At 59.1% G+C, this 25256-nt stretch carries 27 protein-coding genes; 9 read left to right on the top strand and 18 right to left on the bottom strand.

Annotated elements, in window-relative coordinates; genetic code table 11:
* The first annotated feature begins 53 nt into the window (after nt 1-53).
* Entirely contained in the window at nt 54-398 is a 345-nt protein-coding gene (locus Q8N04_05355) for a hypothetical protein (GenBank protein MDP3090083.1), read from the top strand.
* On the opposite strand, the gene Q8N04_05360 is transcribed toward Q8N04_05355, so the two are convergent.
* Nucleotides 378-1004 (bottom strand): hypothetical protein, encoded by a 627-nt coding sequence (locus Q8N04_05360; protein ID MDP3090084.1) that lies wholly within the window; start codon nt 1002-1004, stop codon nt 378-380. The two genes, Q8N04_05355 and Q8N04_05360, sit on opposite strands and share 21 nt — an antisense overlap.
* Nucleotides 1005-1275: 271 nt before the next feature.
* On the opposite strand from Q8N04_05360, the gene Q8N04_05365 reads away from it, so the two are divergent.
* Nucleotides 1276-2001, top strand: a complete 726-nt coding sequence (locus Q8N04_05365) for a methyltransferase domain-containing protein (protein MDP3090085.1) — start codon at nt 1276-1278, stop codon at nt 1999-2001.
* On the opposite strand, the gene Q8N04_05370 is transcribed toward Q8N04_05365, so the two are convergent.
* From Q8N04_05370 to Q8N04_05380, 3 genes are read right to left on the bottom strand one after another with little or no spacing between them, the layout of a single operon-like run.
* The gene (locus tag Q8N04_05370; GenBank protein ID MDP3090086.1) at nt 1998-2822 is read right to left on the bottom strand and encodes a hypothetical protein; all 825 of its coding nucleotides are present in this window, start codon (nt 2820-2822) and stop codon (nt 1998-2000) included. The genes Q8N04_05365 and Q8N04_05370 overlap by 4 nt on opposite strands.
* 35 nt (nt 2823-2857) lie before the next feature.
* The gene (locus Q8N04_05375; protein MDP3090087.1) at nt 2858-3262 is read right to left on the bottom strand and encodes a hypothetical protein; all 405 of its coding nucleotides are present in this window, start codon (nt 3260-3262) and stop codon (nt 2858-2860) included.
* An 11-nt stretch (nt 3263-3273) separates the two neighbouring features.
* Nucleotides 3274-3702 (bottom strand): hypothetical protein, encoded by a 429-nt coding sequence (locus Q8N04_05380; protein MDP3090088.1) that lies wholly within the window; start codon nt 3700-3702, stop codon nt 3274-3276.
* Between the two features lie 150 nt (nt 3703-3852).
* Between Q8N04_05380 and Q8N04_05385 the strand changes: the two genes are divergently transcribed.
* The 4 genes from Q8N04_05385 to panC all read left to right on the top strand — a co-directional run bounded on the left by Q8N04_05385 (nt 3853) and on the right by panC (nt 7585).
* Nucleotides 3853-4536, top strand: a complete 684-nt coding sequence (locus Q8N04_05385) for a type 1 glutamine amidotransferase (protein ID MDP3090089.1) — start codon at nt 3853-3855, stop codon at nt 4534-4536.
* Between the two features lie 171 nt (nt 4537-4707).
* A complete protein-coding gene (locus Q8N04_05390) occupies nt 4708-5883 on the top strand; it encodes an LL-diaminopimelate aminotransferase (protein ID MDP3090090.1) in 1176 nt (391 codons plus the stop codon).
* A gap of 284 nt (nt 5884-6167) precedes the next feature.
* Nucleotides 6168-6722: a 2-amino-4-hydroxy-6-hydroxymethyldihydropteridine diphosphokinase gene (gene folK / locus Q8N04_05395; GenBank protein MDP3090091.1), complete on the top strand. Its 555-nt coding sequence runs from the start codon at nt 6168-6170 to the stop codon at nt 6720-6722.
* Nucleotides 6719-7585, top strand: a complete 867-nt coding sequence (gene panC / locus Q8N04_05400; protein ID MDP3090092.1) for a pantoate--beta-alanine ligase — start codon at nt 6719-6721, stop codon at nt 7583-7585. The genes folK and panC overlap by 4 nt, the downstream gene beginning before the upstream one ends.
* A 22-nt stretch (nt 7586-7607) precedes the next feature.
* Here panC and Q8N04_05405 read toward each other — a convergent pair whose 3' ends face one another.
* The 6 genes from Q8N04_05405 to Q8N04_05430 all read right to left on the bottom strand — a co-directional run bounded on the left by Q8N04_05405 (nt 7608) and on the right by Q8N04_05430 (nt 15193).
* A complete protein-coding gene (locus Q8N04_05405) occupies nt 7608-8054 on the bottom strand; it encodes a PilZ domain-containing protein (GenBank protein MDP3090093.1) in 447 nt (148 codons plus the stop codon).
* 59 nt (nt 8055-8113) lie between these two features.
* Entirely contained in the window at nt 8114-8545 is a 432-nt protein-coding gene (locus tag Q8N04_05410) for a MazG nucleotide pyrophosphohydrolase domain-containing protein (protein ID MDP3090094.1), read from the bottom strand.
* A 9-nt stretch (nt 8546-8554) separates the two neighbouring features.
* A complete protein-coding gene (rmuC, locus tag Q8N04_05415) occupies nt 8555-9943 on the bottom strand; it encodes a DNA recombination protein RmuC (protein ID MDP3090095.1) in 1389 nt (462 codons plus the stop codon).
* A 206-nt stretch (nt 9944-10149) separates the two neighbouring features.
* Entirely contained in the window at nt 10150-12780 is a 2631-nt protein-coding gene (locus Q8N04_05420) for a PEP/pyruvate-binding domain-containing protein (protein MDP3090096.1), read from the bottom strand.
* Nucleotides 12781-12794: 14 nt separating this feature from the next.
* On the bottom strand, nt 12795-14132 hold the full coding sequence (locus tag Q8N04_05425; GenBank protein MDP3090097.1) for a glycerate kinase: 1338 nt from the start codon (nt 14130-14132) through the stop codon (nt 12795-12797).
* Nucleotides 14133-14137: 5 nt separating this feature from the next.
* Complete coding sequence (locus tag Q8N04_05430; protein MDP3090098.1) at nt 14138-15193, bottom strand: lytic transglycosylase domain-containing protein; 1056 nt, start codon at nt 15191-15193, stop codon at nt 14138-14140.
* Nucleotides 15194-15310: 117 nt separating this feature from the next.
* Between Q8N04_05430 and Q8N04_05435 the strand changes: the two genes are divergently transcribed.
* Nucleotides 15311-16009: a uracil-DNA glycosylase gene (locus Q8N04_05435; GenBank protein MDP3090099.1), complete on the top strand. Its 699-nt coding sequence runs from the start codon at nt 15311-15313 to the stop codon at nt 16007-16009.
* A gap of 9 nt (nt 16010-16018) precedes the next feature.
* On the opposite strand, the gene fsa is transcribed toward Q8N04_05435, so the two are convergent.
* A complete protein-coding gene (gene fsa, locus Q8N04_05440; protein ID MDP3090100.1) occupies nt 16019-16666 on the bottom strand; it encodes a fructose-6-phosphate aldolase in 648 nt (215 codons plus the stop codon).
* Nucleotides 16667-16851: 185 nt separating this feature from the next.
* Between fsa and Q8N04_05445 the strand changes: the two genes are divergently transcribed.
* Both Q8N04_05445 and Q8N04_05450 read left to right on the top strand, forming a co-directional pair.
* Entirely contained in the window at nt 16852-17163 is a 312-nt protein-coding gene (locus Q8N04_05445; GenBank protein MDP3090101.1) for a hypothetical protein, read from the top strand.
* A 609-nt stretch (nt 17164-17772) separates the two neighbouring features.
* A complete protein-coding gene (locus Q8N04_05450) occupies nt 17773-17976 on the top strand; it encodes a hypothetical protein (GenBank protein MDP3090102.1) in 204 nt (67 codons plus the stop codon).
* Nucleotides 17977-18304: 328 nt separating this feature from the next.
* On the opposite strand, the gene dapB is transcribed toward Q8N04_05450, so the two are convergent.
* From dapB to argF, 7 genes are read right to left on the bottom strand one after another with little or no spacing between them, the layout of a single operon-like run.
* The gene (dapB, locus tag Q8N04_05455) at nt 18305-19108 is read right to left on the bottom strand and encodes a 4-hydroxy-tetrahydrodipicolinate reductase (protein ID MDP3090103.1); all 804 of its coding nucleotides are present in this window, start codon (nt 19106-19108) and stop codon (nt 18305-18307) included.
* Between the two features lie 28 nt (nt 19109-19136).
* Nucleotides 19137-20009: a 4-hydroxy-tetrahydrodipicolinate synthase gene (gene dapA / locus Q8N04_05460; GenBank protein ID MDP3090104.1), complete on the bottom strand. Its 873-nt coding sequence runs from the start codon at nt 20007-20009 to the stop codon at nt 19137-19139.
* A 52-nt stretch (nt 20010-20061) separates the two neighbouring features.
* The gene (gene lysA / locus Q8N04_05465) at nt 20062-21324 is read right to left on the bottom strand and encodes a diaminopimelate decarboxylase (protein ID MDP3090105.1); all 1263 of its coding nucleotides are present in this window, start codon (nt 21322-21324) and stop codon (nt 20062-20064) included.
* A gap of 55 nt (nt 21325-21379) precedes the next feature.
* Complete coding sequence (locus tag Q8N04_05470) at nt 21380-21628, bottom strand: hypothetical protein (GenBank protein MDP3090106.1); 249 nt, start codon at nt 21626-21628, stop codon at nt 21380-21382.
* A 14-nt stretch (nt 21629-21642) separates the two neighbouring features.
* A complete protein-coding gene (argH, locus tag Q8N04_05475) occupies nt 21643-23055 on the bottom strand; it encodes an argininosuccinate lyase (protein MDP3090107.1) in 1413 nt (470 codons plus the stop codon).
* The gene (locus Q8N04_05480; GenBank protein ID MDP3090108.1) at nt 23055-24269 is read right to left on the bottom strand and encodes an argininosuccinate synthase; all 1215 of its coding nucleotides are present in this window, start codon (nt 24267-24269) and stop codon (nt 23055-23057) included. Before Q8N04_05480 ends, argH begins: the two co-directional genes overlap by 1 nt.
* A gap of 9 nt (nt 24270-24278) precedes the next feature.
* Complete coding sequence (gene argF / locus Q8N04_05485) at nt 24279-25256, bottom strand: ornithine carbamoyltransferase (GenBank protein ID MDP3090109.1); 978 nt, start codon at nt 25254-25256, stop codon at nt 24279-24281.

The raw sequence follows: 25256 nt of genomic DNA on the forward strand, positions 1-25256 counted from the left end.
CCCGCAGGACTTGTGACTCGAAACCATCATACCGTATCATCCGGACTACGACTATGCCTGAACCAGCTGTTCCATCACAGGATCCCCTGCAGAGCCTGCGCGAGGAGTTCCGGTCGCATCTGGAAACGTTCTACGCACAGCTCAAACTTGCGCCACCCTATGAAAGCGTGGAGAAAGCGATCCGGACGCTGACTACTGCCGTGCACGCGCTGCCCAAAGATGAGCAGGCCCGGATTGCCGCCGACCCCACGTTGCAATGGCAACAATTCCGGCAGGCCTTTGAAACCTCCGGCCTCGTGAAAAAACATCGCGGCATCATTGCCGGTCTCGCACACCATCGTTCGGCGCTGGACCTGCCGCCCGAATTCGACCACTTTTTAGGATTGTTCAACGCGTAGCGACCGGCCGGTCACGACTTCTTCAAACTCCTGCTGCAGCACCGCGAGCCGGCTGTTCTCCATGCGATAGGCCATCACCACCGTCACCAGGCCGGAAAAGATAAAGAACAGGCCCAGGGTGAGAATCCCTCCGGCCATCACGACTCCGCTGGAACTGGCCAAGCCCCCTTCCACCGCATAGCTGATGATCGTGGCCAACGTCCCGACCGTGACAATGAGAAACCACGCGCCGGTAAGGATGGCCGAGGCCCAGGGCGTGCGTTTCGTCATCGCCAACACGACCGCCTCGCCGTCGGCCCGGAGATCAATCGTGGCCTTCATCGGCCAGATCCAGAGAAACGCCCAGAGGGTCGGATAGCGGGGGCGGAGGAGCACGCGCTGGCTCTCACCGAACAACCGGGCCACCCCGTGCCGCATCGGCAGAAGCCCTAGGGTATCGAAGCGGGCATGGATCTGCGCGAGACTCATCGTGTCCAGCCGCGTCGCTCCACGCCCGACCTGACAGCCGTAGCGGCTCGCTTCGGCGGAGAGGGTGCGGAAGTACCAGCGGTCGCCGACGAGCAAGCCGAGGAACAGCGCCCCGGCAAATAATCCTGCAAGCATCATGGCGCGTACCTATCCCATAGGCGCGCCGCGCGAATCAAGACGCCACTGCCGGACCGTCTTCCATCCCTGCTTGATGGGGCTGATGGCCTCAGAAGAATCAGTTGACTCACCATCATGACTTGGCTACAGTAGCGCCGTTTGCAATTCAGGCGGGCCTCTCGCGTCTCACACGGGTTCCCCGCCTTTTGTTTTTCCCCAGATGTTTGGGTTCCACGCCAACCTACTTCAGTAGGCTCGGCCACTCCCAAGTCATGCGGGATTCGGAGGACTCATGGATTTGAAGAAAGTAGAGCGGGTCTACACGTCGTATGCCGGCGTGTACGATCAGATTTTCGGCAAAGTCTTTCACGAGGGACGCGAATCGGCGATCCGCAATCTCAACGTGCAGCCGAATGAGCAGATTCTGGAAGTCGGCGTGGGCACCGGCCTCGCCCTTCCGATGTATCCCCGTCATTGCAAGATCACCGGCATCGATCTTTCCGAAGGCATGCTGGGGAAGGCAAAGGAACGGACGGAGATGCATCGCTTGACGCATGTGCAGCTCCACCGCATGGATGCCGGGGCCATGGAGTTCGCCGACAATAGTTTCGATACCGTCGTCGCGGCCTACGTCGTCACCGCCGTGCCGGACCACCGCACAGTCGTCAATGAAATGATCCGCGTCTGCCGGCCGGGCGGCCGCATCATCATGCTCAACCACTTCAGCAACGGCAACAAGATCATCGCGGCAATGGAGAAAGTCATCTCCCCGCTCACGAAGCATCTGGGATGGCGCACGGACCTCTCTCTGCATACCGTCCTGGAAGGCACGTCGTTGCAGGTCGCACGCAAGCAGAACGTGAATCCGCTGCGATTCTGGGCCTTGGTGGAATGCGTGAACGGAAAGAACGGGCAGGTCGTGAAAAACGGGAACGCGGTCCATTCAAACGGCAATGGCCATGCGACCGAGCACCACACCAGCACCAACGGCCACTTCGCCAACGGGCACTCGCACTAATCCGGCACTCGATCAGGCCTGGCGTCGCCTCGAGATCGCCACGACTCCCACTCCCGTCCAGGAATAATTGTGGTTCCCACCAGACAACTTCCCGCATAGCGCTGCGTAATGCGATCGGCCAGCAACGTCAGCACCCGGCTCACCTGCCGGTCCGGCGTGCCGAGCGCACGGAGCACGACGCCGAATCCTTCGCCATCCTGCGCCCCATAGACCAACACACGCACGGCATTTCCGCGCGGCCCCTTGCCGTCGCCGACCGGGGTCAGGTCCCCTTCCCATCGCGCCAGCGCCTCGCTTGCGCGGCGCTTTTTCGAGATGACCCAAGAACACAGAGCGCCCGCCTCTTCGAGTTCCATGAGAAACCACGAGATGGCCGGAGCCTCCCCGGAATGCCCCTGGAACGTCCAGCGAGCCAACTCCGGGAGCACCTGCTCCGCAAGAATCGGCGTGGCAATTTCTTCGAGCTGCGCGTCTTCACAGACCGCATAAAGCTCGCCCTGCGGATCGAACCAGAACCGCAGACGCCCGTTGCTCCGCTCCGCTTGAATCACGCTGAGCGCCGACGAGTCGCTCCCCTCCTGCTCGAAGATCGAAAAATCCGTCACCCCGTTCATCACCAGCTTTGCCACCCGCACCATCCCTCGCAGCTGATAGCGGATCGTCATCGACACCGTGGTGTCGGCCAGCACCTCACGGCCGGACTCTTCGTCGAACAGCCGGCGCTTGGCCATCTGCAGGTCGGTCACATAGCCGGAACGGAAGCCGCCCGTGTGGGCCATCAGCCACCGCAGATCTTCGACCGTTTTAATTGCGTGTTGCATGGTCATGGATTGTAACGCAGCCCCATAGAGAACGGCTAGAGACAACGCCACCAGGATACGACCGGGGGAATGCGCCGCCGACGCAATGTCACTCGCAATTCACAGGAACTCTCACATCTCAGTCCCGCCTGCCGGCAAAGACCGGCGGCCACGTCGGCTTCTTCCCGACCCTGATTGACCATCACGAAGCCACCGGACGGATTCAAATTCATCGCGATGCGCGCGAACAAGGCCTGCGGCGCCAGAAACGCCAGCGGCATCCGCCACGCCAGCACCGGCGCAGGGGTTACGAAGGGATACCAGGCCACGATCGTATCGGCCGGCTGCGCATACTGCGCATAGTCGGCGATCACAAAGTCGGTCTGCGGCAGATTGCGCACGTACCCTTGGGCATAGTCGTGACGGCTGTAGCCGTTGTAGTAAATGCGATGGCCTTCCACTTCGACCCCGGTCAGGGCCGACGGAAGAAAAAAGGCGTGGAGCGCACGGGCATACCAGAAGTTGAGGCGCCCACATCGTGCACCACTCCGCCGACCGGCCGGGGCTGCCCCCAGGCGGCCCAAGCCTGGTCGAGAATGTCGAGGTAGTCGTAGCTCTTCAGTGTCGTGAGCGCGGCGCAATGCTGTTCAAACCGGACATCGAATTGGCGCCGCAACAGGGTAATCCGCGCTTGCTGGCTCCCGCTGAGATGCGTCAGCTGGCCCACAGGCCGTTCGCGATACAGACCGCGCGACCACTCCAATCCTTCGCCAAGCCAGTACCAGAAGGCGTGATAGCTCGAGCGGATCCGTTGCGGCAACGAATAGCGTGGCGCGGACGTGACCACGGCCGACAGCGTCCCTTCCGTCTCCTGTACCGGGCAATCGATTTCGGCAATCATGACTACTTTTCGGCGATTGAGCGTGAAAGCTGAAGAGGGGAACCGGAATTGACATTGAGCCAGGGCAGCAGCGGAGGCTCACGTCGCGCTTGGCTATTGGAAAGCACGCGCCTTGACCCCGCTTTTGAGTTTATGAGACTTACTGTCTGCATGCGAGCCGTTTGCCTCCAACATGCTCTCTTCGAAGGTCCCGGGGCGTTCGCCGCGGCGCTGACTGACCGGGGTGTGAGTCTCGATCGGCATCTCGTCCCGCAAGACGGGCTGCCGAAAGATGCGGGCGATCTGTTGATCGTGATGGGCGGGCCGATGTCGGTGAACGATTCGGATCGTTGGATCGCCGAGGAGACCGCGTTCATTCGCTCCGCCCTCCTCGCTGGAACACCTGTCATCGGCGTCTGCCTGGGCAGTCAGTTGATGGCGAAGGCGTTGGGCGCAGCCGTGAAACCAGGCAAGGCGCTGGAAATCGGCAAGACGCAAATACATCTAACCGGCGAAGGGAAAACCGATCCGGTGTTCGGCGGCTTTCCCGAAGCCCTCTCGGTCTTCGAGTGGCACGGAGAGGTGTTCGACCTCCCCGCCGATTGTGTGCCCCTGGCCGGTTCTGACATTGCGCCGTTGCAAGCGTTTCGCTACGGAACCAGAGCCTATGGTCTGCTGTTTCACTTGGAGATGGAACAGGCCGGGATCGATGCGCTCTGCCAGGAATGCGCTTCGGATCTTACGAAGGCGCAGCTCACTGCGCCGGATGTGAAAGCTGCGGCGATCCCACACCTCCCCGCCCTGCACCGGTTCGCCGACCGGCTCATCGAGCATCTTCTTGCTCCTGGGCGTTGATTGCTGACTCATTCCTCTAGTAACCTACCGACGCCCCCCTCACCTAGCCTCTCCCCGATGGGGAGAGGGAAGGGAGAGAGGATCCGTCACCAGCCGTCAACTATCAGGCATCGGATGAGTGCTGGTAGCTGACGGCTGAATGCTATCCCCACAAAAGGAGTTGGAGTCACCATGGCTGGTTTCCCCATCGAAGTCGCAACCCGAATTAAAACCTTGCCCCCCTATCTCTTTGCCGCCATCGATAAGATGAAGCAGGCGGCGATTGCCAAGGGCGTAGATATCATCAACCTCGGCATCGGCGATCCGGATTTGCCTACCCCCGAGCCGATCATCGAGAGCCTGGCGCACGCCGCCAAGAACCCCAAGCACCATCAATATCCGTCGTACGAAGGCATGCTGTCGTTCCGCACGGCGGTGGCCGACTGGTATAAGCGCCGGTTCAACGTGACGTTGAATCCCGCCGACGAAGTCTTGACCTTAATCGGTTCGAAGGAAGGCATCGGCCATATCCATCTGGCGTTTGTCGATCCGGGCGATATCGTGCTGGTCCCCAGCCCCGGCTACCCGGTCTATCCGGTCGGCACGAGCTTCTGCGGCGGCGTCTCGCACATCATGCCGCTCACCAAGGCCAACGGGTTCCTGCCGGACCTGAGCGCGATTCCGAAAGACGTCGCCAAGAAGGCTAAGCTGATGTGGCTGAACTCGCCCAACAATCCGACCTCCGTCATCATGACGAAGGACTACTTCAAGCGGGTGGTCGAGTTCGCGCAGGAGAATCAGGTCATCGTCTGCCACGACGCGGCCTACTCGGAGATTTTCTACGATGGGAAGCGGCCGGCGAGTTTCCTCGAAGTGGATGGCGCGAAAGACGTCGGCGTGGAATTCCACTCGCTCTCCAAGACCTACAACATGACCGGCTGGCGCCTCGGGTTTGCCGTCGGCAACAAGGACGTGCTGGCCGGGCTCGGCAAGGTGAAAAGCCAGCTGGACTCGGGCGTGTTCGAGGCGGTGCAGGCCGCCGGCATCACGGCACTGGGGCTGGACGATTCGGTAACGGACGGGCTGCGGAAGATTTATCAGGAACGGCGCGACACGCTGGTGCCGGGCCTGAAGAAGCTCGGGCTCGAGGTGGATTCGCCGCCTGCCGCTTTCTACATCTGGGTGACCGTGCCGAAGGGGTATTCGTCCGCCTCGTTCACCGCGCATTTGCTGGAAAAGGCCGGTATCGTCACGACGCCGGGCAACGGATTCGGCGCGCCGGGCGAGGGCTACATCCGCATGACCGTCTGCACGACCAAAGAACGGCTGGCGGAAGCGGTGGAGCGGATCAAGAAGGCGGGATTCTGAGTGGACGTCATTCGCCACTCGTCAACCGTGCAGATTCCTCACGAGGGACACGTGGTGGTTGACGGACATACGTGGACCAGTCTACATCGGGTTCGGAGCAATCGAACTAGGGCTCCATCCGCATGACCGTCTGCACGACCAAAGAACGGCTGGCGGAAGCGGTGGAGCGGATCAAGAAGGCGGGATTCTGAATACTGTGACTGGGGACCAGTCACGCGTGACAAGCGTCTCTCCTCGCAGATACAGCTTGTCTCGTCATCTGTCACTCGTCACTCGTCACTAATATGCGCGAAACGGTTTACATCGGGTTCGGATCAAATGTCGGCGATCGCCTGGATTTCTGCGATCGCGCAGTGACCCTGTTGAGCCTGCTTCCCCATTCGCAGGTCACCGGGATTTCGTTGCTCTACGAAACCGAACCCGTGCTCGACCATGCGCAACCGGGAGAGACTTGGTTTCTCAACGGCGTCGTGCAGCTCGACACCGACATCACGCCCCGCAGCTTGCTCACGATCCTACGCGAGATCGAGCGCTCGTTGGGGCGCGATGAGGACAATCGCTCGGGCCCTCGCACGATCGATCTGGATATTCTGTTTTACGGCACCAGGGTCATCCACGAAGCGGATCTTGTCGTGCCGCATCCCCGGCTGCACGACCGGCGGTTCGTCCTGATGCCGTTAAACGAACTCGATCCGCTCTTGGTCCATCCCTCGCTTGAGCGCACCGCCACACAATTGCTCGCAGAGGTCAAAGACCGGTCGGAAGTTCGCCTGCTCTTCCCCCAGCCGTCCACGCGCTACGGGTCACGCCCGAGCGGTAGCCCTCGTCAGGATTTATGAACATCCTTCGAACGCCCAAGGCCATGACCGCCTGGAGCCGGCGGCTCCACTGTGAAGGGGTCACGATCGGATTCGTTCCGACGATGGGGGCATTGCACGACGGCCATCGCGCCCTCATCCGCGCTGCCCGGCTGCAATGCGATGCGCTCGTCGTGAGTATTTTCGTGAACCCGACTCAATTCGCCCCGACAGAAGATCTCGCCAAATACCCGCGGCCGATCGCAAACGACCGCGCGCTCTGTCGCGCGGAAGGAGTCGACATCTGCTTCGAACCCACCGTCAAGGCGATGTATCCGGAGGGATTTGAAACGGTCGTCACAGTCCCCGGAATCGCGCAGCGCTGGGAGGGCGAGATTCGCCCGCATCACTTTGCCGGCGTCGCCACGGTCGTCACTAAGCTCTTCGGGATGGTCCGGCCGGATGTCGCCGTCTTCGGGCAGAAAGATTTTCAGCAGGCGGCCCTGGTTCAACGCGTGATCGAGGACCTCAGCCTGGGGGTCCAGCTGATCGTCCATCCGACCGTACGCGAGCAGGAGGGACTGGCGATGAGTTCACGGAATGTGTATTTGTCCGCGTCTGATCGCGCACTGGCCCCCATACTCTATAAGAGTTTGCAGGCCGGGGCGGCGGCAATCAAAGACGGAATAACATTGGGCCGGAAGATTCAAGCAATGATGACCCAGATTCTGCGCCGGGAGCCTGCTGCAGCGGTCGACTACCTTGCAGTGTGCAATCCGGACACCCTCACACCGCTCGAATCCGTGAGCGATCGAGCGGTACTGCTGGGAGCAGTCCGTATCGGGAGTGTGAGGCTCATCGATAATCTACTCGTGAGGAGACCGGCAACACGAGGGCGGCGCTAGGACCACACCCGGTACGATACGGTCAGGAGTAGGTATTCGGTTGTCCGCCCTGGCCGACGAGCAGCCCGAGCACGACTTGACTCAGGCGGCGCTGCTCATCCGGATGGAGCTCCAAAAACTGTATCCCTACTGATTCAGACCTGACTGAAGAGACCATCGCCGTTTCGATTCTGATTTCCTCGCCTTCGATACTCGACCTTAAGACCAGCTCGACAAACGCCCCCTTGGCCAATCCCCCCGCCAGGATCGCGCAGCCCCCCATTGAAATATCGGTAATGCGATTGATAAAGGGCAACTGCTTGCTGTCGATCACTTGGGCGTCCATCGCCGTTGCGAGGCGTTTGTACTGGCGGCGATCAAATTCCTGCGTGCTTTGGCGAGCGCTCAGATAGAAGGCGCGAAAACGATTGGTGCAGAGCTGGCAGCGAAACGGAAACATGCGGATATGGTTGAGGGCTTTCTCAACCATCCCCTCATTTGACGTCACTCGAACGAACGTCGTTCCGCAACTTGGACAGTGCAGCGATTTCATGCGCCTCGCAGCATCTCCTCAACACCTCCGAGTGGCCTCTGCGCTTCTTCGGGAGCACTCATTTGCATCGCCAACAAGGGTTCGATCTTAGCCGGTGAATAGGTCGGAGGCTTCACCCACTTGCCATCCTCCCGCTTATACCCGCCGACTTTACTGAGATTCGACCGGTGCACTTCGCGAAATACCGGCTCCATATCGATACCATACGAGACGGCTGTTCCGTACACGACATAGAGCAGATCGGCCATCTCCTTGGCCAATGCGGCAAGATTGCCCTCCGCTATGGATTCCTTGAGTTCGTCAAACTCCTCCTGAATGAGACGGATGCGGAGGCGTTTCGTGTCCTCGCTGGCATCTGTCGGGCTGGCCTGCACAAGAATATCGAATTTCTTATGGAACTCTTCGACCATCGACTGCTCATCCGTCATGCGTACTCCTTACTCACCGTCAAAAGGCAATGTCCGGCGCGGCACCAGCTCAGCCGGTTCCAACTGCGGGATCTCTTTTTCAGACGCGACCCCAAGCTCTTTGAATCGGCGCGCCGCCGGAAGAATTCTCGTCTCCAACGAACCCACCGCTCGGTTGTAGGCCGACACACTCTTGCCTAACGCCTGTCCGACATCATTCACATGTTCAGCCAGCACCGCCATGCGCTCGTAGAGATCTTTGCCGAGCCGGCCGGCTTCTTCGGCATGGGCATTCATCTGCTCCTGTCGCCAGCCATACCCCACGGCCCGCAATAGCGCGATTAATGTCGTGGGCGTGGCGAGCACCACCCCGCGCGTAAACCCTTCTTCGATCAAACGCGGATCATGATCCAGCGCTGCGCCGAGGAATTGCTCCCCGGGAAGGAAGAGCACCACAAACTCAGGGGCCCGCTCAAATTGCGTCCAGTAGGCCTTCAACGACAACTCGTCCATCCGGCTGCGGACCTGCGCGGCATGCCGGCGCAAGGCTTCGATCCGACGCTGATCGTCCGGGGCTTCATGAGCATCGAGGTAGGCCGCCAGGACCGTCTTCGCATCGACGATGATCTGCCGTCCGCCCGGCAGCCGCACGACCATGTCGGGACGGAACCGCCGATCCTCGCCGGTGACGCTTTCCTGCTCGAAGAAATCGCAATGATCGACCATCCCCGCCAACTCAGCTACCCGCTTCAGCGTGATTTCACCCCACTGACCGCGGACCGTCGGCGCGCGGAGGGCCTTGACCAGGTTGCCGGTCTCCTGCTGGAGACGTTGATGGGACTCCGCCAGCGATTTCAGGTGTTGATCCAACCCGCCATAGGCCGATTGGCGGGATTGTTCGAGCAGCCGCATTTGTTCATCGTAGCGCTGCAATGAATCATGGAGCGGCTTCACTAGTCCGTCGATCGCCTGTTGCCGTTGCGACAGTTCGCCCTCGGCTTTGGCCTGGAGCGTTTCGAACGACACGCGAGCCAGATTCAAGAAGGCCTGATTGTTTTTAGTGAGCGCGTCGTTCGACAACGCTTGGAACGATTCGAGGAGCTGCTGGCGGGATTGATCGACGAGTTGCTTTTGTTCGGCGACGTGCTTCAGCGCTTCTTCGGTCCGCACTTCGGCTGAGGCCCGCGCTTGCTGGGCGGTCGCCAGGTCTGCCCGAAGCTGCACCCCTTCCAGGCGATCCTGCTCCAGCTGGCGACGCAACTCCGCCTCAAGCGATTCGGCCCGTTCAGCTCGTGCACTCAGTTCGACCGTGTGCTGCTGGAATTGCCGGGAGAGCCGACCCACGCCAAGAAACCAACCGACGAGCGCGCCAGGAACGAGACCGATGACAATCCCCAGCAATATGCCGGTCACATCCATTACGCTATCCTCTCCGTCTTCTGACGCGCGGCATCCTCACGGACAGAGAATCTATTGGGTGATACAGTAAGGCCTGGAGAATTGTTGGAGCGTACGAGATACGTCAAAAAAGGTCAAGCAGCGAAAAGTCCCATGTCATTCGGCCCTAGCGTTGTCAGTCTCTGTGACGCTCCTGCACGCGAGCCGTTCGTTATCAGGGACCACGCTCACCCGAGAGAACGATCCTGAGATGGCAGCGGCCGTCGCACAGTACCAGCGGCCGCATCAAGCTCGATGATCTCCCCATCGCGCACAGAGGTCGTGATCCCCGGGATGTTGGCCACCGCCGGCAATCCATATTCACGCGCGATGATCGCGCCGTGCGACAACGTCCCGCCCATTTCTACGACGAGTCCCGCGGCAATCCCGAACAATGGCGCCATCCCTGGGTCGATCACAGGACTAACAAGAATGTCGCCTGGAACCACTCTCTTCCAATCCTCTACCGTTCGGATTATTCGCGCCGGACCCCTTGCAGCACCGGCACTGATCGGCACCCCCCGCCACCCTGCTGCCTCCGGCGCGAGTTCTGCCGAGACCTCTTTCGCTCCATCGATCAACTGATCGGGAGCTACCAGCTGAAGATCGCGTACACGCGCCTGCTTGCGCGACGCCACCAAGGCCCGCCAATCACGAGCCTCGAGACTGAACAACGGTGATTGTTCTTCCACGCGGATAAAGAAGACATCCTCCGCCTGATCCAACTGGGCATGCTCCGTCAGCAATGCGCCGGCGCGTAATAACAGCCGGCGCGTCGCCCCCGCGTAGTACATCAAATGGTGTCGATTGGCTTCCCGTAGCGCATAGAACCGACAGAGCCGCCGGTACCACCAGGAAAAGACCGTCCAACGAAGCCGGCCGCACCGGGCGCGAATGTCCGCGCAGCCCTGCTCACGTATCCTCCGCTGCCGCGCCGCAATATCAGCCGGCGATTGCGCCGTCAGGGCAGTGATCTGATGCCGCAGCACGTCCAGCACGATTTCCGGCTGATCCGCAAATCGCGGGGACATAATATCGGACTCCCCCAGCCCCCGATGCCCATAGTCGAGCAAGTACTGTTCGAACAGATCGTAGAATCGGGTCCCGCGGAGCCTCTGACCCGCGACCCGCCCGTCCCACTCCGCACTTTCGAACACGCGTCGCACGGATTCGTCACGACGCGCCACCTCGACCAATGCCGCCAGCCTGACGATCTGCTGCGCGCTGATGGCTTGGGCCTGCCCCTGGAGTGCCGCGTTGAGCAGTCCGCGCCAGTCCTCTCCCAGCCATCGCGGCAACAGAAACCCCAGCGCCTGCAGGCATTGCGTCACACCGCCGGCAATGCCGAACGTCATTTCACGGCGAAGAAACTCCTCGTTCAATGCCTGGATCCGTTCACGGACTTGGGCCAGCGTCAGCGCCTGCACCGCCTCGCGATGATTCTCCAGCCCCATCCGCTTCATGTCGGCAAACCAGCGCTCCGACTGACGAGAGGCCTGGCGGATCCACCAAGCGACCAGCAATCCCGCCCGTAGCAAGGCCCCGGGACTGAGTTGTTTGATCGGGAGAGGCCGGGACACCGTCTGTCCGCCCATATGCTCCGCAAGCGTCGACGTGTCGCCACGCAGCTGTTCGATCAACGCATGCATCAGACTCACATTGAGATAGGGACGTCCTCGATATATTCGAACCGACGCCATCCCGCGAGGGATCTGGCACCCCAACCGTCGGTAAGGTCCCATCAGAAACAGATCCATAAACTGTTCAAGAAACGAGATCCCGAGCGGGCTGGGCACATCCGGCATCGTCTCTTTGAAATTGGTGCGGGACCATTCGCAGCCATCATCGAGGCGCGAAGGCTGTGTCGTCACGACTGTGACCGGGCGGGCCTGCAAGAGCCAAAGTCCCTGCCCGTCCATGGCCCATTCGATATCGACGGGCTGATGCAGCGCCGCCTCGACTCGCTTCCCCAGTTGCACCAACGCCTCAAGCTCATCGTCCGTGACCGACGGTCGCTCGCGCTCGGATGGATCAAGCGCGTGATCAAGGATGCCGGCTGTCCCCAGCCGCATTGCGCGGTCTTTGTTCGCAATCACTCGTTCCTGCACGGAGGCCCGTGAAGTCGAGACATCCCACTGCAACGTGAACTGATCCGGAGTCATCGTGCCGTCGACGAGACCCGCCGCCAGACCCGGCACGACATTCGCCACGACCTGATCGTCACGCCCCGTGACAGGATGAATCGTATAGAGCACGCCGGCGGCCCGAGCTTCGAGAACCGGCTGAATCACCACTGCCATGGCCGGCGGGCGATCGCTCCACCCGACCCGCTCGTAGTAGGTCGCCAGGGGCTCGTCCCACAGCGACGCCCAGACCGTCTGCACACTGAGCCCCAACTGCTCTCCGGCGACTCCCAGCTCTGTGTGGTACAGCCCCGCAAAGCTGGCGTGTGTCTCGTCCTCATTGGTGGCAGAAGATCGCACAGCCCAGAGCTGTTCAACCGGCCGCTGCATTGCCCGGAGATGCCGCTGTAGTTCTGACAGGCACTCGCCAGAGAGGCGGCCTTGCTGAATTCGCCTGCGGCAGTCTTCAAGGAGTGCTGCGCGAGCGGCTCCTTTGGCATCCTGCACCTGCCTCCAGATCGCCGCAGGATCCATTCCTTGATCACGCAAGAATTGGCGGTACGCTTCGACGGTGAGACACAGCCCCGGAGGGACGGGAAACCCTTCAGCTATCAGGCGTGCTAATCCCGCGGCTTTCCCGCCAACGAAGCGGCGATCGGTGCAGGCTTTGAGAGGCAGGATCAGCGGGGATGACATGGCCCAGATACTAACTAGAGTGCGAGCAGAAGGTAAAGATCGTTCACGTTGGTGCCGGTAGGTCCCGTGACAATGTGACTCTTGAGCGCGTGAAGGGCTGGATAGGTATCGTGCCGCGCGAGTGCGCGACGAAGATTCACCCCTTTTATTTTCGCCTTTCCAAACGTGGCCCCGGCCACCACCGCACCAGCCACCTCGGTCGGACCGTCGGTCCCATCGGTCCCGACGGCAGCAACCCAGACGTTGTGAAGACCGGCGATCGCACAGGCCGCTGCGGCAGCGAACTCCTGTGCACGGCCACCCTTGCCGCGCCCTGTGACTGTGACGGTTGTTTCCCCGCCGGCCACAATACAATAGGGCCGCCGGACGATTCCCTTCCCCTCAGACAAGCATTCTGCGAGTGACGCGAATGTCTTTCCGGCTTGAGCGGCTTCGCCGAGAAGGGGCGTCGAAAACAGAACGGTTCGCAGACCCGCCTGTTGAGCCGCTTGCGCGGCTGCAACGAGCGCCATCTCGTTATTCCCGATGATCTCATGCTGCACTCGCCGGAATCGCGCCGTACCCGGCTTCGGCGTCTCATTGACGTCGCCGCAATCACCACGCTTGAGGTGTCGGCGGATTGAAGCAGGCGCCTTCGTCCAGATTCGTCGCCGCTTCATGATCGCGATTGCATCACGATAGGTCGAAGGGTCGGGCGCCGTCGGACCGGAGCCGATGGCCGTCAATTCATCGCCGATTACATCCGAGAGGATCAGCGTCACAATCCTTGCGCGAGTGGCTTCGGCGAGGCGCCCCCCCTTGATCGTCGAGAGGTGTTTTCTGACCACGTTGATCTCTTGAATCGTCGCACCGCTTCTCAGGAGTAATTGCGTGATGGTCTGTTTATCGGCAAGGCTGACCCCCTCGACCGGAGCAGGGATCAAACTGGATGCCCCGCCAGAGAGCAGCACAATGAGGAGATCGCGAGCGCCTACCTCTGCCACTCGGGCGCGCAGTTGTTCGGCCGCTTCCAGTCCGGCTCGATCAGGAACCGGATGACCGGCTTCGATCACAGTGATGCGTTTGGTGGGCAGACGATGGCCGGTTTTGACGACAATGAGCCCGCTGTTCAGATACGAGCCTAACACCCGCTCGAGGGCTTGCGCCATTCGCGCGGAGGCTTTTCCCGCCCCGACCACGACCACTCGATCGAATGATCGCAGATCATACGTGCGGCGCCCCACCTGCAATCGGTGGCCGGTTCGATGAACGTGCTGGCACAGAGCGTGGGCGGGATCCGCCGCCCGCAACCCCGCCCCGATTACACGACGAAGAATGGATCGGGCGGGAGAGGCCGGTAACGTGAGAGGCATGGGTTCTACGGGGTCTTGGCCTGCTTGAAACAGCGGCTCGGGCAGGTTTGCCGTGGAACCCTGATCTGGTAGATGCCCTGCGGGAGGACATCCTTCTTAAACTCAGGATTCAGCATCTTCAATTCAAGAAAATAGGTCCCGTACTCCTCGGCGATCGACGTCAGAGCCCGCTGCGATTCTTTTACATTGACCGTGAGGGTCTCAGTTTCCAACGGGACGTAGAGATCCTTCTTGCTCAACCCCAAATACTTCTCCGGCTGCGAATAGATCTCTTTTGCCGCGATGATCCGCGGCACATAGCGCATGGTTTCGCGCGGACCATGCATCTTCCAATAGTCGGTGATCTTCTGCTCCTTGAGAAGCTTGCGCACCCGTTCTTCACCGGCATTGTAGGAGGCCATCGCCAGGAACCAATCGTTCTGCTGGAAATCTTTGAGGTACTTGAGGTACTTGACCGCGGCCTCGGTCGACATTTCGAGGTTGCGGCGTTCGTCGAGGACGGAGTCGCTCTTGAGGCGATACCGCTTCCCGGTAGACGGGATGAATTGCCACGGGCCGGAGGCCTTGGCCTTGGAATAGGCGGCCGCAATACACTTGCTCTCGACCAATAACATGTACTTCAGATCGTCCGGGAGCCCGGCGTCGGCCAGCTGCTTTTCGGCTGGGGGGAAGCACCGTCCAGTGCGTTTCGCCAGGATGATACTTTCGCCCTGATCTTCGAGAAACTGATAAAACTCGTATTCAATGCGTTCCCTGACCTGCCAGTTATCGAGCGGAACCGGTACCCCTCCGAATGTTATTTTGTCGGGGAGTTTGAACGAACTCAGAAAGTACCGTTCTCCTTCCCGTTTAATCTCCGGAAGAATGACCAATCGGTCTTCCGGCTCTGGTTGATTGTCCAGCGGCTCGGGGAGGATGAGATCGCGAAATCCAGAATCTGACTTTGCCGCATCTTTGCCTTCAGGATGGCCCTGGACCGGCTCTGCCCAGGCCTGGCTTGCCCCCCAGCTGAGAAGACCTGCAAGGACCCAATATCCAATTCGCATACCAGACTCTGCCATCCGAGGTACTCCTCTGTTATTCTTAGACTAATGAATGTTGGTCGTGGTCATGCTAACAGCAAGCCCAAACCCCGGCAAGCACGAATGACTTCTCGTTCATGATACAGTGATCCGGCCATGCACTCACTTACCGTCCTGAATCACGCGATCACCGATTGCACGGCCTGCACACGCCTGGTGACCTACCGGGAGACTGTGGCCCAAACCAAACGCCGACAGTATCTGGAATGGACGTACTGGGGAAAGCCGATCCCTGGATTCGGCGACCCGGAGGCGGAACTCTACGTGCTCGGGCTTGCACCGGCGGCTCATGGCGGAAATCGAACCGGTCGGGTCTTTACGGGCGATCGCAGCGGGGACTGGCTCTACGAAGCCATGCATCACTTCGGATTCGCCAACCAAGCCTCATCGACGCATCGCGGCGACGGGTTGGCCCTCACGAACTGCTATATCGGCGCGACCGTCCGCTGTGCGCCTCCCGGGAACAAGCCGTCGCCCGATGAATTTGCACAGTGCGGCCGATTCTTGCGTGATGAAATGCGTCTCCTCAAACGAAAACGCATTGTCATCACGCTCGGGAAGATTGCCTTCGATCACTATCTGAAGATGCACAGAGCCGATGGTCACACCATCCCGTCACCGACGCCTAAGTTTGGACATGGCGTTGCGTATCGACTTCCGTGGGGAGACCTCTTGCTCGGCTCTTATCATCCCAGTCAGCAGAATACGTTTACCGGAAAGCTGACCCGCCCCATGTTCCATTCAGTCTTTGCGCAGGCACGGCGCGAACTCGGCACACCCCATCCCGCCAAGTAACCACGAGCCTTATTTTTTCGCCTGGGCATCCCAATCGGCCAAAAATTTCTTGAGGCCGATGTCCGTCAATGGATGCTTGACCATTTGCTGGAAAATTGAAAACGGCATCGTGCAGATATGGCCGCCGGCCAAAGCAGCTTCGACGACATGCTGCGGATGGCGGACGCTGGCCACTAAGACGAAGGTCTTGTAGTCGTAATTCTTGTAGATGGTGAGGATTTGGCGGATGAGCTCCATGCCATTGGAACTGATATCGTCGAGACGCCCGATGAAGGGCGACACACACCAGGCCCCGGCTTTCGCCGCAAGCAGCGCTTGGGTGGGCGAGAAACACAGGGTGACGTTCACCTTGATACCTTCAGCGGCCATCCGTTTGGTCGCCTTCAACCCTTCCGCAATAAGCGGGACCTTGACCACAATATTCTTGTGGATCTTGGCCAGCTCTTTTCCTTCTTTGACCATGGCATCCGCTTCGACACTGACGACTTCCGCACTGATGGGCCCGTCGACGATGTTGCAGATTTCGACGAGCATTTCCTTGAAACTACGGCCCTCTTTGGCTACAAGCGAGGGATTGGTTGTCACCCCATCGAGCAACCCAAGACTGGCCGCTTCTTGAATTTCTTTCACGTTCGCCGTATCGAGATAGAATTTCATAAGAACATCCTTTCATTACCGAGATGACGTTTGCGCATATTCTGTGTCGTCCATTTTAGGGGGAACTCATGCACGACGCAACGCGACGCCGTGGTTTGACAGCTATCCGGTCGGGGGTTAGAATTTGCACGTCAACCAAGCCACGCATCGTACGTTGTGTGTCGCATCCGAGGAGGAACTCACTCATGCGTCTCTCTGTTATGCTTTTGATCAGCTGCTTGGCTCTGACCGCCTGTAGCTCCAGTAATCCCTACCTTGAAGCCTCGCTCAAACCGGCAGAACTCCAGGGGAAAGATAAAGCCTGGTTTGAAAAAAACTGGGGCACCCCGGACGGGAAAGCATCTCGCTTTTTCGGCGGCGAAACATGGACGTACTACCGCATCGCCGGCGGAAAATCCGGTCCTCCTCTGTTTAACTTCTCACCGAACCAGTGTCAGATTCTGCTGAAGTTCGACAAGGAAGAAAAGTTGTCGGACTACAGCTACTCAGGCTGCTAACTCGTTCGCTGCTTCTGAAACTTCTCCGCGCATTCCTGACTGCAAAAGCAATTGGAGACGCCTCCGACCTGCTGGACAATTGCAGTTTTTATAGGCACAAACACCCCGCAGACCGGATCTTGGACCATCTGATCTCCATCTAATGGTGGTCGTGCCGGTCTACCGGCCTGTTTGGAATTCCGATAAATGCTTTTCACAAGCACAAATAAGATGACCAGCAATCCGATTATCAGAAATAATCTATACATAGTGTGTTCCTGCCAAACCGACCACAATCCTATGGAAGCGTCCTAGAGCTGTCAAGGCTGAGCCTTCTGCAATGCGGGTTGTCTCATTGTGCAGAAATGGCCAAATGGCCTAGTATATCGTTGGTCAAAAAGGACTCTTGCCCTTACCATCCAGTACTTCAGAAGGATATGCATCCATTTCTGTAAGTGTTAGAGTTTGTTTATGAAGACATGCGATAAATGCCGCGGTTCAATGTTGCCAGAGCGGGCGGTGGATTTGGACGCAGGACTTGCGATCACAGTGTTTGCGTGCTTAAACTGTGGTCGGAGAAAAGCAGCGGACCAAGAACCACGGCCCATCACGGCAAGACATTGACCGTCTATGGCAGAACCAAAACCACTTACGTACGATGAGCAGAAAGCTGCCGAGGCAGCTTTTGTTGGCGCCCCTTCGAATCCGAAATGGACGGAGGCCGCTCAACTGCTCTATGCCAGGCTTTCGGCGACGATCCAGACTCGCGCGAAAGAACCGATCGGCGCGTCAACCGGGTCCGCGATTCAGGACGGGGATACGTCTCGTCGATGAAACCCGCGGTGATTAAGTTGGCTGCCGTTCCCCGGACTGCCGTCCTGTGCTGTCCCTCCTGCTATCGCATGATCAGTTACACACGCGACCAACTTGTCGTTGCGTGCAATGCCTGCGGACAGAGTGTTCCGCAATCTTCCCCTTCGTCGAACTAGTTCCGGCTTATCTGACACAAATTGTCGGTCTTGGTTACGGCTCTCTCCCGCTGCGAAGTAACGGATCGGCCGCACCATCCATCCGGATCAGGCAGCGCGGGGCGAATAAGAAAGCGCGATGAAGTTGGCAGGGCAATGCAAGGGAACCGTGACCGGCATGGCTCAGAACTGAGTCACTTCAGACCTAACACATCCATCATGTCATAGAGGCCCGGGGGCTGGCGTACCACCCATCGAGCCGCGCGCAACGCGCCACGCGCAAAGGTGTCGCGGCTACTGGCACGGTGCGTCACCTCGATGCGCTCACCCATTCCGCCGAAGAGAATGGTGTGATCTCCCACAATATCGCCGGCCCGGATGGTCTGAATACCGATTTCCTGTTTCGTTCGTTCCCCGATCAGGCCTTTTCTGGAATAGACGCCGACTTGGTCCAGGTCGCGATTGACGGCGCGCGCGAGCACTTCCGCAATTTTCAATGCGGTACCGCTCGGCGCGTCTTTCTTGAGACGGTGGTGGGCCTCAATCACTTCAATGTCGTAGTCGTCGCCCAATGTTTTCGCCATTTCCCCGATGACTTTATAGATCAAATTGACTCCCACGCTCATATTGGGTGACAACACGCAGGGAACGTGTCTCGCAAGCCCCTTGATCTCTTCAAGTTGAGACGGATTGAGCCCCGTCGTGCCGATGACCATGGCCCGCCGATGTTGGGCGACAATGCGGAAATGCTCGAGCGTCGCTTCGGGAGCGGAAAAATCGATCACGACTTCACCACGGTCCATCAACGCGGCCAGGTCACTGGTGATGGCCACCCCGGCGCGCCCGGTCCCGGAAGTCTCGCCGGCATCATCGCCGATGGCATGATGCCCACTCCCCTCGATAGCCCCGGCCAATGTCAGCGCCGTCGAATCACGCACCAGCGCCACCAATCGGCAACCCATCCGTCCCGCCGCACCAGCCACCACAACTTTAATCATGACCGCGTCTCATCTTTCTACTGGAACGCTAAATAAAGCGAGCCTCTTTCATCACCTGCACCAGCTTGTCGCGATACTCTTTCCCCATCGGGCAAAGCGGCAAACGAAGTTCAGGGTCAATCTTCCCCATCATGCCCAGCGCCTCTTTCACGGGGATCGGATTCGTTTCGTAGAACAACGCGGCAAACAAAGGGGACAACTGGAAGTGGATGCGTCGGGCCTCCTCAATGTTCCCGGCCGCAAACGCCTTGACCATATTCGCCATTTCGGTGGGAGCGATATTGGCGGTGACGGTAATCACGCCTTGCCCGCCGACCGCCATCATCGGCAGCGTCATTGCATCGTCTCCGGCAAGCACCGCAAGGCGGTTACCGCATGTCTGCACAATGTCCGAGGCCTGCTGAATCACCCCGCTCCCCTCTTTCACCCCGACAATGTTCTGGATCACGGCCAATCGAGCAATCGTCGCCGGAAGCATATTCACCCCGGTTCGCCCGGGAATGTTGTACAGCACCAGCGGCAAATCGACCGCCTCGGCGATCGCCTTATAGTGACGATACAAGCCTTCCTGCGTCGGCTTGTTGTAGTACGGCGTAATGAGCAGCGCGGCATCGGCCCCGGCTTCCTTGGCATGCTTCGTCAGCGAGATGGCCTCCTCAGTACAATTGGATCCGGTCCCTGCCGTGACGGGGACTCGACGACGGGCCACCTCCACCGTCAGCTCAATCACACGGTTATGCTCCTCGTGTGACAGCGTGGCGGACTCTCCGGTAGTACCACAAGGGACGATGCCGTTCGTGCCCTTCGCGATCTGCCACTCGATCAGATCACCCAACGCCCGCTCGTCGACTTTACCCTTTCGAAAGGGTGTCACGATCGCGACATGAGAACCGGTAAACATAATGGCTCCTTCTCAAGGTACGGGAGAATCTACAGGCCGCCCACGCCGCGTATTACTTCAAGAACGCCGGGATCATCTCGCCCTTGACCAGATCCTCGTAGGTTTCACGCTCACGGATGACATGAATGTCTCCGCCCTTGACCAGTACTTCAGGGACGCGGGGCCGGGAATTGTAATTCGAAGCCATGACGAACCCGTAGGCCCCCGCACTCATCACCGCCATTAATTCGCCCGGCTTCACGGCGGCCAACAAGCGATCCTTGGCAAGAAAATCTCCCGATTCGCAGACCGGACCGACGATATCCACCTGCTGCTTGGCGCGATGCCCGGCCTCTTCATTGACCGGCTTGATTTCATGATAGGCGCCATAAAGGCTGGGGCGAATGAGATCGTTCATTGCGGCATCGACGATGACGAAGCTCTTCGCCTCCCCTTCTTTCAAGTACAACGCTTTGGTCACCAGGATGCCGGCGTTGCCGACGATGACACGCCCCGGCTCCATCACTAAGGTAAGACCGAGATCGGAAATGATCGGTGAAATCGCATCCGCCAAATCTTGCGGCAGCGGAGGTTTTTCCTCGGAATAGGTAATCCCTAACCCGCCACCGATGTTCAGATACCGGATGTTGATTCCCTGTGCTTTCAGCGTTCCGATGAGCGCGACGACCTTCTTTAACGAATCAACGAACGGGGTCACCTCCGTGAGTTGGGACCCGATATGGGCATGAACGCCCACCACGTCGATATGGCTCAGTGAGGCGGCCATCTTGTATTCTTGCAGCGCGCGGTCTGCGGCAATTCCGAACTTGCTCTTCTTCATCCCCGTTGAAATATAGGGATGCGTTTTGGGATCGACATCCGGATTGATCCGCAACGCGATGCGGGCTTTCTTGCCGACGGACGCCGCGACCTCTTGAATCGCCTGCAGTTCAGCCGATGACTCGATATTGAACATCAGAATATCGGCCTTCAGGGCATCCCGGATTTCGTCGGCGGTTTTTCCGACCCCGGCAAACACGATTTTGGAAGGAGGAACGCCGGCCTTGAGGGCGCGAAACAACTCGCCGCCCGAGACGATATCGACGCCGCTGCCCTCCTTGGCCATCAGACTGAGGATGGCCAAATTCGAGTTCGATTTCATAGCGAAGGCGACGACGTGAGGGATGTTCTTGAACGCGTGATCGTACGCCCTGAAATGCCGGATGAGCGTCGAGTGGCTATACACATAACACGGCGTACCGACCTCTTTGGCAATTCGGCTGATCGGCACCTGCTCGCAATATAATTCGCCCTGGCGATATTCGAAATCATGCATCGTCACAATCCTCGTTCAGTAAGTTGAGTCCACTCGCCAAAACTCTCTGCCCACACTATCTCGTTCCAACCGGCCGCAAGGGCGGCAACTCTTCATCCTGCCCTTTGATCTCGCCCGGGGCGACCTGATCCGAAGATGCTGCTGGATTAACTGCCTCTTGAGTCTCTCCTAGTTTTTTCAACTCCATCTTCTGTCTGGCAATCGTCGGATTGACGCCCACGTTTTCCGGAGCAATGGGAGCACCCACGACGCCGCAACCCGTTACAACAGTCAATACGGTCAGGCTCACACCGGCAAGAAACATGTCACTCGTTTGTATCATGCCAACAACTTCGCCAATTCCTTCAGGCGGCGAACCACTTGCAACCTGGCAGTTCCACCAATCTGCGCCTTCCGGTCGATGGCCCCCTGCACCGTAAGCCGATCCAGCACGGATTTCTCGAAGCGAGGCGAAAACACGCAGAGCTCTTTGACGGTGAGTTCGGAGAGTTCGCGCCCGGCATCCAAGGCCCACCGGACGACCCGACCGGTGATCGCGTGCGCTTCCCGAAATGGTACACCCTTGATCACCAAATAGTCAGCCAGCTCCGTTGCCAACATCCCGCCGCCCGTGAGGGCGCGGGTCAGCGCGGCCCGGTCCACGTTGAGCCGGCGCATCAACTCCGTCATGACTTCGACGCAGTCTTGCGTGGTGTCGAGCGCGTCGAACAGCGCCGGTTTATCTTCCTGCAAATCGCGGTTGTAACTGAGCGGCAAGGCCTTCAACGTCGTCATCAATCCGATGAGATGACCGTAGACGCGGCCGGTCTTCCCGCGCACCAACTCTGGCACATCGGGATTCTTTTTCTGGGGCATCATGCTGCTGCCGGTGCAGAATCCGTCCGGCAGATCGACAAAATGAAATTCCTGCGTGGCCCAGAGAATGAGTTCTTCGCTCATGCGCGATAAGTGCATCATGACGATCGCTAACGCGGATGCCACTTCAATCATGAAGTCGCGGTCGGACACCGCGTCGAGGCTATTTTGCGTCACCGCAGGGAAGTCTAATAGCGCCGCCGTATAGAGGCGATCCACCGGATAATTCGATCCCGCCAGCGCCCCGGAACCCAGCGGCATCACGTTGACCCGCGTCCGTGCATCCGCGAGACGCGCCTTATCGCGCAGAAACATTTCCACGTACGCCAGCAGATGATGGGCCAACAACACGGGTTGCGCGCGCTGCAAGTGCGTGTAGCCCGGCATCGGGACATCAAGATGTTCCGTTGCCTGCGTCACCAATACCCGTTGGAATTCCGTCAGCCGTCCGATCAGAACCGTGAGCTGATCACGCACATAGAGCCGCACATCGAGCGCCACCTGATCGTTCCGGCTGCGGCCCGTATGCAATTTGCCGCCGACCGGACCGATCAACTCGGTCAATCGGCGCTCGATCGCCATGTGAATATCTTCGTCTTCCGGCAGAAACGTGAACCGTTCCCGCTCCAGTTCGTGCTGAACCAATTGCAGACCACGGACGATTGTCGCGGTCTCGCGACGACTGAGCACACCGGCCTTGGCCAGCGTCTGGCAATGGGCGATGCTGCCGCGGATATCGTGCGCGTACAACCGCTTATCCACCGCAATGGAACGGGTGAAGGCTTCGACCAACCGATCGGTGGGCTCGCGAAACCGTCCCGCCCATGCTTTGCTCGGCTTGCCTGCCCCTGCTTTGCCGGATCTCCGACTGGCCATTAGGACTTCGCTTTCCGCCTCTGTGCCCGGATCTTCAACCGCAGCGCGTTCAACCGGATGAAACCCTCGGCATCTTTCTGGTTGTACACATCGTCTTCTTCAAACGTCGCAATATCCAGCCGGTAGAGGGAATTCTTCGACTTCCGGCCGGCGAGAGTGCAACTCCCCTTATAGAGCTTCACGCGGGCCGTCCCGGAAACATCTCTTTGCGCTTCGTCGATCGCTACTTGCATCATTTCCCGTTCCGGGCTGAACCAGTATCCGTTGTAAATCAGATCGGCAAACCGCGGAATCAGGCTGTCACGGAAGTGCAGCACCTCCCGATCCATCGTGAGCGATTCGAGTCCACGATGCGCGACGTGCAGAATCGTCCCGCCCGGCGTTTCGTACACACCACGGGACTTCATCCCGACATAGCGGTTTTCGACCAGATCGACCCGGCCTATCCCATGGGCCCCGCCCAGCTTGTTGAGGTGCGCGAGCAGCTTTGCCGGGCTCATCTTTTTGCCGTCAACGGCGACCGGGTTTCCCAGCTCATACTCGATTTCGACTTCCAGCGGCTTGTTGGGCGCCTTTTCAGGAGACACCGTCATCTGGAAAATTTCATCCGGCGGAGACTTCCAGGGATCTTCAAGGATGCCGCCCTCGTAACTCACATGAAAAAGATTGAGGTCCATACTGTAGGGCTTGGCTTTCGTCGCCGTCACGGGAATGCCGTGCTTGTCGGCATACTCGATACATTCGCGCCGTGATCGCAGGGTCCACTCGCGCCAGGGCGCAATGATCTTCAGCCCTGGAGCCAGCGCCATATAGGTCAGCTCGAACCGGACCTGATCGTTGCCCTTCCCGGTCGCGCCATGCGACACCGCCTCGGCCCCCTCCTGCAACGCGATTTCGGCCTGGCGGCGGGCGATGAGCGGCCGCGCAATCGATGTACCCAGGAGATAGCAACCTTCGTACATTGCGTTCCCACGCAACATCGGAAACACGTAGTCCTTCACGAAGGTCTCGCGCAGGTCCTCGACATAGACCTTCTTCACACCCAGCTTCTTGGCTTTCGCCTTGATCGCCTGCAGGTCTTCGCCCTGGCCGAGATCCGCACAAAACGCAATCACTTCCGCCTGATAAGTTTCCTGCAACCACTTCAAGATGACTGAGGTATCAAGCCCGCCGGAATACGCGAGGACAATTTTCTTGATCGATGTCTGTTTCATGATGAGTGCTTATGCCCTGCCTTTCTTCTGAGTCAGCAACTGAACCAAGATCGCTTTCTGCATATGCAGCCGATTTTCCGCTTGATCGATAATGACGGACTGTGGCCCATCGAGCACTTCGGCCGTGATTTCTTCGCCGCGATGCGCCGGCAGGCAATGCATGACAATGGCATCGGGTTTCGCTTTCTGTAGCAACCGCCCATTCAACTGATAGGGCGCCAGCGTCCGCAAACGCCGGGCTTGTTCCCGTTCGCGCCCCATGCTGATCCAGACATCGGTGTACAGCACATCAGCATCTTTTACGGCGATTTGCGGATCGACCCCCACCTCAATGTCCGATCCATAGCGCGCCGCTTCCTGCCGTGCCCGATCCACCACATGCTGATCCGGTTGATAGCCGATGGGACACCCCAACGCGATGTGCATTCCCACCTTGGCGGCTGCCTCAATCAACGAATTCGCCACATTGTTCCCGTCACCGACATAGGCGAGCTTCAGTCCCTTGAGACGCCCCTTCTTTTCCTTGATGGTCATCAAGTCAGACAGCGCCTGGCAGGGATGGCTCAGATCGGTCAATCCGTTAATCACCGGCATGGCGGCTTCTTCCGCCCACTCCTGGACAATGCCGTGGTCGTAGGTGCGGATCACGATTCCGTCGAGGTACCGTGACAGCACACGAGCGGTATCCGGCACACTCTCGCCCCGTGAAAGTTGAATATCCGCCATGGGCAGGACCATCGCATGGCCGCCCAACTGATTCATGCCGGCCTCGAACGACACGCGAGTCCTGGTCGACGGCTTCTGAAAGAGCAGCCCGAGCGTCTTCCCCGCCAACAACGAATGGGCAGTGCCCCGTCGCAACTTCGTCTTTAGCGCCGTCGCCAGCCGCAACAAGGCATCGATTTGGGGACGCGGCATCGTCGCCACATCCAGCAAGTCCTTGGCAAATGAGGCGGCCCGCTTCTTCGACTTGCGTGAAGTTGTCAT

The sequence above is a fragment of the Nitrospira sp. genome, assembly GCA_030692565.1.
In the GTDB taxonomy this organism is placed as follows: domain Bacteria; phylum Nitrospirota; class Nitrospiria; order Nitrospirales; family Nitrospiraceae; genus Nitrospira_D.